Genomic DNA, 11893 nt, shown 5'->3' with positions numbered 1-11893 from the left:
CAGATGGTACAAGTGCTGCGCAATTCCTGGGCATTGCTGCTCGGGATGGGGCTTTTGATGCTGGGCAACGGGCTTCAGGGTACTTTGCTGGGGATTCGGGGCGGCATCGAAGGGTTTTCGACCTTTTCGATGTCGATTGTCATGTCGGCCTATTTTGTTGGCTTCTTGGGTGGCTCGCGGATGGCGCCGGAGATGATCCGCCGGGTGGGGCATATTCGGGTGTTTGCCGCGCTGGGGTCGTTTATTTCGGCGATCTTGATTCTGTTTCCCGCAATCACCGATCCTATCGCCTGGACCTTGCTGCGCGTGGCGATCGGGTTTTGTTTTTCGGCGGTCTATGTCACGGCCGAAAGTTGGCTGAACAACGCCGCCACCAACGAAACCCGAGGGCAAAGCCTGTCGTTATACATGATTGTTCAAATGAGTGGGATCATCGGCGCACAAGGGATCATCGCGTTTGGTGATCCGTCGGGCTTTATCCTGTTCATCATCCCATCGGTTTTGGTGTCGCTCAGCTTTGCGCCGATTCTGTTGTCGGTCAGCCCGACACCGCCCTTCGAAACCACCAAACCCATGAGCCTTTTGTCACTTTACCGCATTTCGCCCTTGGGCTGTGTTGGCATGTTCTTGTTGGGTGGCGTGTTTTCGGCGCAATTTGGCATGGCCGCCGTTTATGGCACCCAGGCCGGCCTGAGCGTGGCAGAGATTTCGATATTCATCGCGGTGATCTATGTGGGTGGATTGCTGTGCCAATACCCCATCGGTTGGGTGTCTGACCGGATGGACCGGCGCATTCTGATCTGTGGCGTGGCATTTGTGGGCGGCGTGGCCTGTGTGGCAGGCGCGATGTTGGGCGAAGTTTTCATCGTGCTGCTTGGGGTGTCATTCGTGATTGGCGGCATGTCAAACCCGCTTTATGCGCTTCTTTTGGCCTATACCAACGACTATCTTGAGGTCGAGGATATGGCCGCCGCATCGGGCGGCATGTTGTTTATCAACGGTGTCGGTGCGATTGCCGGGCCGTTGATTACCGGTTGGATGATGGGTGTTTTCGGCCCCTCGGGGTTCTGGATGTTCATCGCGGTTCTCATGTTGTTGCTTGGCACATATGCCCTGTACCGGATGACACAGCGCGCGGCGCCCGATTCAACCGATACCACCGCCTATGTCGGTGTGTTGCCGACGGCATCGGCCGTTGCGGTTGAGGCGGCCCAGGAGTGGGCCGTTGAACACACAGATGACAGCGCGGAATCGCCCAGCCCCGCCTAAGCCTTGGTTTCTTCACGATTGTATGCGACGATTCGTCGAAGGTGGTGGTGAGGAGACACAACATGGCAAGTCCAGAAGACGTAGCGGCCTTTTGGCTGGACGAAGTCGGCCCGAAAGGGTGGTACGCCGGCGGCGCCAAACTGGATCGTGACGTGCGCGACCGGTTTGAGGAAACTTGGGAAAAGGCGCGCGATGGCGCGCTTTCGCAGTGGTTGACATATCCATCGGGCACGTTGGCGTATATCATTCTGACCGATCAATTTCCGCGCAACATGTTTCGCGATACGGCACAGGCTTTTGAAACCGATTCCCTGGCCATGGCTGCGGCAAAAATGGCCATCACCCAAGGGTGGGACATGCGAATCGATGGCGCGGCGCGCCAATTCTTTTACATGCCGCTGATGCATTCCGAAAACCTGTGCGATCAGGATCGGTGCGTGCGGTTGTTTTTGACCCGGATGCCTGATTCCGGCGCATCGAACCTGTTGCATGCCCGGGTGCATCGCGAAATCATCCGTAAATTCGGCCGGTTTCCATACCGCAACGCCGCCCTTGGGCGCGCCAATCAACAAGGCGAAGCAGAGTTTCTGAGTGACGGTGGGTATGCAGAAATTATGCGTGCCATGGAGCCCGCATAGCGACCTGTGATTGATGCCCTGCGCAAGATGGTTTAGCGTTGAACCATTCTTTGGTGAGGTGCAGGCATGACACAGCAGAACTATGATGTAATCGTCATTGGTGCGGGGCCGGGCGGCTATGTTGCCGCAATTCGGGCGGCGCAGCTTGGGCTGAAGGTGTGCATCGTCGAGCGCGATCATTTGGGCGGCATTTGCCTGAATTGGGGCTGTATCCCGACCAAAGCGATGCTGCGCAGCGCCGAAGTGTTTCATCTGATCCACCGGGCCAAGGAATTTGGCCTGTCTGCCGATGGCGTCGGTTTTGATCTGAACGCTGTTGTGAAACGATCCCGCGGTGTCGCCAAACAGCTGAGTTCTGGCGTTGGCCATTTGATGAAAAAGAACAAGATCACGGTGATCATGGGTGCGGCCAAAGTGACCGCACCGGGGGCCGTGAGTGTGACAACTGACAAGGGCGAACAATCCCTTGCCGCCGATAATATTATTCTGGCCACTGGCGCGCGGGCGCGCGAATTGCCCGGGCTTGAGGCGGATGGCGATCTGGTTTGGACATACAAACACGCGTTGCAACCGCCGCGCATGCCGAAACGGCTGTTGGTTATTGGATCGGGTGCCATTGGCATTGAATTTGCAAGCTTTTTCAACACTTTGGGCGCCGACACGACAGTGGTTGAGGTTATGGATCGGATTCTGCCGGTAGAAGACGAAGAAATTGCCAAATTCGCCAAAAAGCAATTCGTCAAACAGGGCATGAAGATTCTGGAAAAAGCCAGCGTAACCAAATTGGACCGTAGCGACGGAAAAGTCACAGCCACGATTGAAACAAATGGCAAAGCCGAACAGCAGACCTTTGATGCCGTTATTTCCGCGGTCGGCATCGTCGGCAACACCGAAGGTCTGGGCCTTGAGGCGCTTGGCATCACCGTTGATCGCACCCACGTCATCACCGATGAATATTGTCGCACCGGTGCCAAAGGTATCTATGCCATCGGCGATTTGGCGGGGGCCCCGTGGTTGGCGCACAAGGCCAGCCATGAAGGCGTGATGGTGGCTGAATTGATCGCAGGCGGGCATCCCCACCCGATCAAACCCGGCTCGATCGCCGGATGCACCTATTGTCAGCCGCAGATCGCCAGCGTCGGCATGACCGAAGCCAAGGCAAAAGAGGCCGGGCACGATATTCGTGTTGGCCGTTTTCCGTTTATTGGCAACGGCAAAGCCATCGCATTGGGCGAGGCGGAAGGCATGGTCAAAACCGTGTTCGATGCGGCCACTGGTGAATTGCTGGGCGCGCATATGGTTGGCGCCGAGGTGACAGAATTGATCCAGGGCTATGTTGTGGGCCGCCAGTTGGAGACCACCGAAGAAGATCTGATGAACACGATTTTCCCCCATCCCACGCTCAGCGAAATGATGCACGAATCCGTGCTTGATGCGTACGGTCGGGCGATTCACTTCTGACCTTGTCGTAGGGGTGCGGGCGGCGTAAGCCAGCTTTATGGAATCTGCCCGCACGCCATGGCCTTTGATCGCTTTGCTTTATGGCGCGGGCCTGTTGGCCGCGGCGCAATTTGCCAAGATATCTCTCGGATTGGGGATATTCGCGCAAACCTTTGATCGTACGATTGCACAGGTTTCGGTACTGGTTTCTGCGGTTGGAACCGTTGGCATTGTTCTGGGTGTTGTTGCAGGCATGATCGTGGCGCGGTTTGGTGCGCGCAGAATGCTGTTGATTGCCTTAGCCCTGGGGGGCATCGTGTCTGTGTTTCAGGCATTTTTACCTCCTTTCCCAGTGTTCACGCTCAGTCGCGTTGTTGAGGGCATGTCACATCTCCTTATTGTCGTGGCGGCACCAACCTTGATGGCCCGTGTGACACACGCCAAAGACCAATCCGTTGTCATGGCGCTTTGGGGTACATTCTTTGGCGTCAGCTTTGCATTGGTCGCCATGCTGCTGCCACTGACCCTTGGACTTGCGGGCCTGCCGGGTGTTCTGTTGGCTCATGGGGCCGCTTTATGGGGTGTTGCAGCGGCGCTTGCCTTTGCATTGCCCCAAAACCTGCAGGCCGTCAGGCCGCCCCCAACTTCCTTGTGGCGCACCCATTACGACATATATAAATCGCCCCGCCTGATGGCGCCGGGGTTGGGATTTGTGTGGCACACATTGATCTTTGTGGCCCTTCTAACCTTTGTTCCGATGATTCCGGGCGCGCCGTCTGCGGTGATTTTACCGCTGCTATCGTTGCTGGGTACGTTGGCCGCGGGGGTGATTGCGCGCCACTATCGGCCGTATCGCATTGCGCAGTTTGGGTTTGCATTCACAATCATTTTTTCTTTCCTTCTTCTCGTGGCATCAAAAGATGCGATTTACATTCTGACCTGTCTTCTTTTCGTGATTATCGGGCTGGTTCCCGGCGCAAGTTTTGCCGCTATCCCCGCCTTGAATGCGGCACAGGCGGATCGTGCCCGTTCGAACGGGGCGTTGGCACAGTTGGGCAACGTCGGAACCACACTGGGCACGCCGCTGTTTGCAACTGTGTTGTGGGCCGGGTTAGAGGGGTTGTTGATCTTGGCTATAGTCCTGGCGTTTTGCGGTCTGTCTTGTCTGTGGTGGGTATACAGAAAGATTGGACCAAATCCGTAAAGAAATGGTAAATGTTCCGCGAATGTTCTAATGCTGCACTGGTACATCCGCCGTTGACACCTATCTAAGCCCAAACCGCCCCGCGAACGGGCACCAAAACACCGAGGTGGGCCATGCCCGAGCAAAAGATGATCGAAGTGCGCGGCGCGCGCGAACACAATCTGAAATCCATTGATGTGGATATTCCGCGCGACAAATTGGTGGTGATTACCGGCCTTTCAGGCAGTGGAAAATCAAGCCTTGCCTTTGATACGATCTATGCCGAAGGGCAGCGCCGTTATGTCGAATCCTTGTCGGCTTACGCCCGGCAATTCCTTGATATGATGCAGAAACCCGATGTTGATCATATTACCGGCCTATCGCCTGCGATTTCGATCGAGCAAAAAACCACATCGAAAAATCCGCGCTCGACCGTCGGAACAGTAACTGAAATTTACGATTATATGCGCCTGTTGTTTGCCCGGGTCGGCACGCCATATTCCCCCGCCACCGGCCTGCCGATCGAAGCGCAGCAGGTGCAGGACATGGTCGACCGCGTAATGGCGATGGAGGAGGGCACGCGCGGCTATCTTCTGGCGCCGATCATTCGGGATCGAAAAGGCGAATATCGTAAGGAATTCGCAGAGTTACGCAAACAGGGCTTTCAACGCGTCAAGGTTAACGGCGCGTTTTACGAGTTGGACGAACCGCCAACACTCGACAAGAAATTTCGCCATGACATTGATGTGGTGGTTGACCGGCTGGTGGTTCGCGAAGGGCTTGAAACCCGTCTTGCCGATTCGTTTCGCACGGCTCTGGATCTGGCCGATGGAATTGCCGTTTTGGAAACCGCGCCTGGTGAGGGCGAACCCGAGCGTTATACGTTTTCGGAAAAATTTGCCTGTCCGGTCAGTGGGTTCACCATTCCCGAAATTGAACCACGATTGTTTTCATTCAACGCGCCGTTTGGGGCCTGTCCCGTGTGCGACGGTCTTGGGGTTGAACTGTTTTTCGATGAACGTCTGGTGGTGCCAGATCAGAACCTGAAGATTTCAGACGGAGCTTTGGCACCTTGGCGGAAGGGGAAGTCGCCGTATTTTCTTCAGACTATTCAAGCAATTGCAAAGCATTATTCATTCAATCAGAACGACAAATGGAAGGATCTTTCGCCCGAGATTCAAAACGTGTTTCTGCGCGGCTCCGGTGATGAGGAAATCGCGTTCCGGTATGATGAGGGCGGGCGGGTTTATAACGTCAGCCGCCCGTTCGAAGGCGTGATTCCGAATATGGAACGTCGCTATCGCGAGACTGATTCAAGCTGGATTCGCGAGGAATTTGAGCGTTATCAAAACAATCGCCCCTGTGGCGCCTGCGAGGGTTATCGGCTGCGCCCCGAAGCGTTGGCCGTTAAGATCAATCACTTGCATGCCGGTCAGGTGGTGCAGATGTCAATCCGAGAGGCCTATGATTGGACACTGACAGTGCCAGAGCATCTGACCGCTCAACGCAATGAAATTGCCCGTGCGATTTTGAAAGAAATCCGCGAACGGCTGGGCTTTCTGAACAACGTCGGGTTGGAATACCTGACGCTCAGCCGCAATGCCGGAACTTTGTCGGGCGGCGAATCACAGCGTATCCGTCTGGCCAGCCAGATTGGCAGTGGTTTGACCGGGGTGTTGTATGTGTTGGACGAACCTTCGATTGGTTTGCATCAACGCGACAATGACCGATTGCTGGGCACGCTGAAAAACCTGCGTGATCAGGGCAATACCGTGATTGTTGTAGAACACGATGAAGAGGCGATTCGCGAGGCGGATTATGTGTTCGATATCGGCCCCGGCGCGGGCGTGCATGGTGGACAGGTGGTGGCAAAGGGCACGCCAGCGGAAATCATGGCTAACGAAGGGTCACTGACAGGGCAATATCTTGTTGGAAAACGGGAAATTTCGGTTCCCGCGAAACGGCGCAAAGGAAACAAAAAGAAATTAACGGTTGTGAAAGCAACCGGGAATAACCTGCAAAATATTACGGTGGATTTCCCACTTGGCAAATTTGTATGTGTGACGGGCGTTTCGGGCGGGGGAAAATCGACTCTTACGATTGAGACGCTGTTTAAGACTGCATCGATGCGGTTGAACGGCGCGCGCCAGACACCGGCCCCTTGTGAAACGATCAAGGGGTTGGAGCATTTGGACAAGGTGATCGATATTGACCAGCGCGCCATCGGGCGGACTCCGCGGTCAAACCCGGCAACTTATACCGGGGCGTTCACTCCAATCCGCGATTGGTTTGCCAACCTGCCCGAATCCAAAGCCCGCGGTTACAAACCGGGCCGGTTCAGTTTCAACGTAAAAGGGGGACGATGTGAGGCCTGTCAAGGCGATGGGGTGATCAAGATCGAGATGCACTTTTTGCCGGATGTTTATGTCGAATGTGAAACCTGCAAGGGTGCCCGTTACAATCGTGAAACTTTGGAAATCCGGTTTAAAGGCAAGAGTATAGCCGACGTTCTTGATATGACGGTTGAAGATGCGCAGGAGTTTTTCAAAGCGGTGCCAAGCATTCGTGAGAAGATGGATGCCTTGGTGCGTGTCGGGCTTGGGTATATCAAGGTGGGTCAACAGGCTACAACCCTGTCGGGAGGTGAGGCGCAGCGCGTCAAGCTTTCAAAGGAATTGGCAAAGCGTTCGACCGGCCGCACCCTGTATATTCTGGATGAACCGACCACGGGCCTGCACTTTGAAGACGTGCGCAAGCTGTTGGAAGTATTGCATGAATTAGTGGATCAGGGAAATTCTGTGTTGGTGATCGAACACAATCTTGACGTCATCAAAACCGCGGATTGGCTGATTGATATTGGGCCCGAAGGGGGCGATGGCGGTGGTCAGGTTGTGGCCAAAGGCACGCCCGAGGATGTCGTCAAGATTGATGAAAGCTATACCGGGCGATACCTTAAACCACTGTTAGAGCCGCGAAAATTGGCGGCGGAATAGCCAGATGAAACGGAATTGGCCGCGCTGCTATGCGGCCAAATCCACCCAGACCGGTACGTGATCTGACGGCTTTTCCCGCCCCCTCACATCACTTTCGATCCAGGAATCATTAAGTAAATCAGCGCATTGCGGGGTGAGGAGGAAGTGGTCGATCCGAATACCGTCATTGCGGTTCCATGCCCCTGCCTGATAATCCCAAAATGAATAATCCCCGCCACCCTGCGTGCGGGCACGGAACGCTTCGGTAAATCCGAGGTTGAGAATGCGCCGATACGCATCGCGCGATTCTGGCCGCGCCAGTGCGTCGTCGCGCCAGGCATCGGGGCGCGCGGCGTCTTCGTCTTGGGGGATTATGTTGTAATCTCCGGCCATTAGCGCGGGTTCTTCAGACGCCAGAAGAAGTTTCGCGCGCTCCTGTAGCCGCTGCATCCAGGCGAGTTTGTAATCATATTTCGGCCCCGGTGCCGGATTGCCGTTGGGCAGGTACAAGCCACAGATTTTGATGGCTTTTTCCCCCATCACTGTGGCTTCGATCCAACGGGCCTGTTCGTCGTCGTCATCGCCAGGCAATCCGGTTGTGATATCTTCAAGTGGGAGTTTTGAAAGAATTGCCACGCCGTTGAATGATTTCTGGCCATGGGTGTGAACAGAATATCCTTTGTCTTCAAAGTGTTCCCGAGGAAAGTTCTCATCAACCGATTTGATCTCCTGCAAGATCGCAACGTCTGGCGCGCTTTCGTCGAGCCAATCAGAAAACGCCTGAAATCGCGCCTTGATGCCATTGATGTTGAAGGTCGCGATTTTCATGAAAGCTCCGGGAAATTGTGCAGACGTTTGATTTGACAGGGAAGTCGGCGGATTACATCGAAAATGAAGTGCCGCAACCGCAAGACGATGTGGCATTGGGGTTTTCAATCACAAACCGGGCGCCGATCAATTCGTCTGAAAAATCGATCACCGCGTCTGCCAGAAATGGCAATGATACGGAATCGACCAAAACCTTTTGGCCATTCTTTTCCAGCACCAGATCATCTGATTCAGGTTGATCCAGTTTGATCTCGTACTGAAACCCTGAGCATCCGCCGCCATCAACCGCGACGCGCAACGCCTGAGGGATATCGGTGGTTTCATTGATTTCGGCCAATCGGGCATAGGCGCGGTCGGTCACTTTGGGGGGCAAAAGCATGGGCGAGCCTTTCGCGTTTCATCTGCAGTTGGCATACAATATATGGAAGGTAGGACAGGCTCACAAGAACTGGCAAAAATATGGCATCATTTGCATCGGATCCTGCGGATAGTCGGGGGCGGTTGTTTGCTGAGGATGAATCGACCTTTCGCAGTTGTTTCCAGCGGGATCGTGACCGGATCATTCATGCCAGCGCGTTTCGACGGCTAAAGCACAAGACTCAGGTTTTTATCGAACATGAGGGGGATTACTTTCGCACCCGGCTGACCCACTCGATCGAGGTGGCGCAGGTGGCGCGCACGATTTCCGGTGTGCTGGGCCTGAACCCCGAGTTGACCGAGGCAATCGCACTGGCCCACGATCTGGGGCATCCGCCGTTTGGCCACACCGGCGAGGATGCATTGCAGGCGTTGATGGCGCCCTATGGCGGCTTTGATCACAACGCCCAAGCCATTAAAATCGTTACATCCCTTGAACGCCACTATGCCGAATTTGACGGTTTGAACCTGACCTGGGAAACATTGGAGGGGCTGGCCAAACATAACGGGCCGGTGACCGGCCACATTCCATTCGCTCTGGCCGATTACAATGCGCGCCATGATCTGGAATTGCACAGTTTTGCCAGCGCCGAAGCGCAGGTTGCCGCGCTGGCCGATGATATTGCCTATAACAATCATGATTTGCACGACGGGTTGCGCGCCGAACTGTTCGACACGGACGAGCTGGCCGAAATGCCGCTGCTTGATCGGTGTTTTGCCCGGGTCGATGCTAAATATCCTAGGCTGAATTATTATCGGCGGCGGCACGAGGCGTTGCGTCGGTTTTTCGGGCTTCTGGTCGAAGATGTGATCAGTCAGGCGCGTGCGGCGTTGCATGATCTGCAACCACAAAGCGCGCAGGATGTGCGCGATGCCGGGCGCGGTATTGTGCGGTTTTCCGATCCGGTCTGGGCCGATCTTAACGTGATCCGTGAATTTTTATTCCACCGCATGTACCGCGCCCCGAAAGTTGTGGAGATGCGTGCGCAAGTCACCGAAATGATTGAGGAATTGTTTCCCTTGTTCTTGGCCGAACCGGGCCTTTTGCCCAAGCAATGGCGCAAGGATGTGGAACAGGCAACAGGAGAGGTGGAACTGGCCCGCATCGTTGCGGATTACATTGCAGGTATGACCGACCGGTTTGCCATTCAGGAACATGGCCGCCTTTGCGGCAAGGGCTGATTTTTAGTTAGGGGATTTATGGCGACTGGTGTTGAAGGGGCGATCAGCCCGGTACAGGCTTTTGCCTTGGTGGGCGCCCTTGGCGTTGGGTCGCAATGGCTGGCATGGAAATTGCGGATGCCGGCCATTGTGCTGATGCTGTTGGCTGGCGTTTTGGCCGGGCCGGTATTCGGAATTTTCGATCCTGAACGCGACATCGGGCCATTGACCGCGCCGATGATTTCATTGGCGGTGGCGGTGATCCTGTTTGAGGGCGGGCTGACCCTCAACTTGCGCTCTTTGCGCGATGCCGCCGAAGGGGTCAGGCGGCTGGTGTTTATCGGCGCGCCCTTGGGGTGGTTGATGAGCGCGCTTGCGCTGCGCTATGGCGCGGGGCTGAGTTGGGAAAGCTCGGCCGTGTTTGGTGGCATCATGATCGTCACCGGGCCAACCGTGATCGCGCCGCTGCTGCGCACCGCGCGTCTGTCACGCAGGCCCGCCGCGTTGCTGCAATGGGAGGCGATCATCAACGATGCCATCGGCGCCTTGGCTGCGGTTTTGGCCTTTACCGTGGTTTTGGTGTTGAACACTGCCACCTCACCGGGGGGCGCGATTGGCGAATTTTTCTTTGGACTTGGCTTTGCGGGGCTTTTGGGCGGTGCGGCGGGCTGGGGAACAGCGCGGGCATTCAAACGCGCGCTGGTGCCTGAATTCATGAAAATCCCGGCGCTGTTCTGCACATTGTTGGCGGTGTTTGCCTTGTCTGACACGGTGCTGCACGAAAGCGGGCTGTTGGCGGTAACGGTAATGGGTATCGTGATCGCAAATTCGAAACTGGCCAGTTACGAAGAATTGCACCGGTTCAAAGAACACGCCACGATCCTGTTGGTCAGCGGTGTGTTCATCCTGCTGGCGGCGTCTCTGGATTTCAGCCAGCTGGGACAGTTGAACTGGCGCGCTGGTGTGTTTGTGGCCTTGGTTGTGCTGGTGGCGCGGCCGCTGACCGTGATGATATCCTTGGCAGGCACGGCAATTCCGATGAAAGAACGGCTGCTTGTGGCGCTGACGGGGCCGCGCGGTGTGGTTTTGGTGGCGGTGGCTGGGTTGTTTGGCGAACGTTTGGCGGGTTTGGGCGTGGCCGATGGTGCGCTGATCGGGCCGCTGTCATTTGTGTTGGTGGCGGTGACCGTGGTTTTGCACGGCTTTACCCTGGCGCCGATGGCGCGGCGGCTGGGGCTGGTTGCGGCGGAATCGCCCGGCGTGCTGGTGGTCGGCGGATCCCGGTGGAGCGTCGGTCTGGCCGAAGTTCTGGCGCGTCACGATGTGCCGGTGATGATCGCCGATCCCAACCGCAGCCGCCTGCGCCGCGCCCGCGCTGCCGATGTGCCAACGTTTTTTGGGGATGTCCTGTCTGAGGTCGCCGAGCACCGGGTGGAATTCAACCAGTTTTCAACCGTTATAACGGCAACAGATAATGACGCATACAATACCCTTGTCGCCACCGATCTGGGCCCCGAATTTGGCCGCGATAACGTGTATCAACTGACCCGTGACAAATCGGAATACACCCGCAATCAGCTTCCGGCGTCATTGGGGGGGCGCGATTTTGGCGATGGGTCCACCTATAGCGAAATGAACGCGCGCATGTGGGAAGGGTGGACGTTCCGTTCTACCCGGCTGAGCGATGTGTTTGGGTTGGAAGAGTTGCGCGCCCAACGCCCTGACGCTGTTTTGTTGGGATATCTGACACCTGATGGGGAATTCAGCCTGCTGCACCCCGACGACATCGAAGCGTTCACCGGCGAACCTGAAATGCGTCTGATTACCCTCGTGCCGCCGGGCACTGACAGCCTGACCGACAGCGACCGTGGCGAAGATGAGGCCGTGGCCGATGGCACCCCCGAAGACGCCGAAGTGGCCGCCGATATCGATCAGACAGAGGCCGACGCCCCGCACCCCAGCGGCGCAAAGGGGGCCGTTTGACC

General features: G+C 56.1%; 9 protein-coding genes. 7 read left to right on the top strand and 2 right to left on the bottom strand.

The features are described 5' to 3' along the window. Positions 1 to 3: 3 nt before the first annotated feature. The 5 genes from C8265_RS10645 to uvrA all read left to right on the top strand — a co-directional run bounded on the left by C8265_RS10645 (position 4) and on the right by uvrA (position 7523). Positions 4 to 1269: an MFS transporter gene (locus tag C8265_RS10645; RefSeq protein WP_108483996.1), complete on the top strand. Its 1266-nt coding sequence runs from the start codon at positions 4 to 6 to the stop codon at positions 1267 to 1269. 62 nt (positions 1270 to 1331) lie between these two features. Continuing rightward, positions 1332 to 1907 carry a DUF924 family protein gene (locus C8265_RS10640; protein ID WP_108483995.1) on the top strand — a complete coding sequence of 192 codons (576 nt, stop codon included), beginning with the start codon at positions 1332 to 1334 and terminating at the stop codon, positions 1905 to 1907. A gap of 66 nt (positions 1908 to 1973) precedes the next feature. After that, entirely contained in the window at positions 1974 to 3368 is a 1395-nt protein-coding gene (lpdA, locus tag C8265_RS10635) for a dihydrolipoyl dehydrogenase (protein WP_108483994.1), read from the top strand. A 37-nt stretch (positions 3369 to 3405) separates the two neighbouring features. Then, positions 3406 to 4551: an MFS transporter gene (locus C8265_RS10630; protein ID WP_108483993.1), complete on the top strand. Its 1146-nt coding sequence runs from the start codon at positions 3406 to 3408 to the stop codon at positions 4549 to 4551. A 113-nt stretch (positions 4552 to 4664) separates the two neighbouring features. Then, positions 4665 to 7523 (top strand): excinuclease ABC subunit UvrA, encoded by a 2859-nt coding sequence (gene uvrA / locus C8265_RS10625; protein ID WP_108483992.1) that lies wholly within the window; start codon positions 4665 to 4667, stop codon positions 7521 to 7523. 27 nt (positions 7524 to 7550) lie between these two features. Here uvrA and xth read toward each other — a convergent pair whose 3' ends face one another. Both xth and C8265_RS10615 read right to left on the bottom strand, forming a co-directional pair. Next, on the bottom strand, positions 7551 to 8330 hold the full coding sequence (gene xth / locus C8265_RS10620) for an exodeoxyribonuclease III (RefSeq protein ID WP_108483991.1): 780 nt from the start codon (positions 8328 to 8330) through the stop codon (positions 7551 to 7553). Between the two features lie 52 nt (positions 8331 to 8382). Next, the gene (locus tag C8265_RS10615) at positions 8383 to 8709 is read right to left on the bottom strand and encodes a HesB/IscA family protein (protein WP_108483990.1); all 327 of its coding nucleotides are present in this window, start codon (positions 8707 to 8709) and stop codon (positions 8383 to 8385) included. An 80-nt stretch (positions 8710 to 8789) separates the two neighbouring features. On the opposite strand from C8265_RS10615, the gene C8265_RS10610 reads away from it, so the two are divergent. Next, positions 8790 to 9929: a deoxyguanosinetriphosphate triphosphohydrolase gene (locus tag C8265_RS10610; protein ID WP_108483989.1), complete on the top strand. Its 1140-nt coding sequence runs from the start codon at positions 8790 to 8792 to the stop codon at positions 9927 to 9929. Positions 9930 to 9947: 18 nt separating this feature from the next. Further along, complete coding sequence (locus C8265_RS10605; RefSeq protein ID WP_108483988.1) at positions 9948 to 11891, top strand: cation:proton antiporter; 1944 nt, start codon at positions 9948 to 9950, stop codon at positions 11889 to 11891. The last annotated feature ends 2 nt before the right edge of the window (positions 11892 to 11893 follow it).

Source organism: Oceaniglobus ichthyenteri, from assembly GCF_003057885.1.
GTDB classification, from domain to species: domain Bacteria; phylum Pseudomonadota; class Alphaproteobacteria; order Rhodobacterales; family Rhodobacteraceae; genus Oceaniglobus; species Oceaniglobus ichthyenteri.
Note: the sequence above shows the minus strand (reverse complement) of the source record. Positions and strands in the feature narration are given on the sequence as shown.

Excerpts from the sequence above, each read along its gene's own strand:
- C8265_RS10645 (WP_108483996.1), top strand. The coding sequence starts at position 4 with ATGGTACAAGTGCTGCGCAATTCCTGGGCATTGCTGCTCGGGATGGGG.
- C8265_RS10640 (WP_108483995.1), top strand. The coding sequence starts at position 1,332 with ATGGCAAGTCCAGAAGACGTAGCGGCCTTTTGGCTGGACGAAGTCGGC.
- lpdA (WP_108483994.1), top strand. The coding sequence starts at position 1,974 with ATGACACAGCAGAACTATGATGTAATCGTCATTGGTGCGGGGCCGGGC.
- C8265_RS10630 (WP_108483993.1), top strand. The coding sequence starts at position 3,406 with ATGGAATCTGCCCGCACGCCATGGCCTTTGATCGCTTTGCTTTATGGC.
- uvrA (WP_108483992.1), top strand. The coding sequence starts at position 4,665 with ATGCCCGAGCAAAAGATGATCGAAGTGCGCGGCGCGCGCGAACACAAT.
- xth (WP_108483991.1), bottom strand. The coding sequence starts at position 8,330 with ATGAAAATCGCGACCTTCAACATCAATGGCATCAAGGCGCGATTTCAG.
- C8265_RS10615 (WP_108483990.1), bottom strand. The coding sequence starts at position 8,709 with ATGCTTTTGCCCCCCAAAGTGACCGACCGCGCCTATGCCCGATTGGCC.
- C8265_RS10610 (WP_108483989.1), top strand. The coding sequence starts at position 8,790 with ATGGCATCATTTGCATCGGATCCTGCGGATAGTCGGGGGCGGTTGTTT.
- C8265_RS10605 (WP_108483988.1), top strand. The coding sequence starts at position 9,948 with ATGGCGACTGGTGTTGAAGGGGCGATCAGCCCGGTACAGGCTTTTGCC.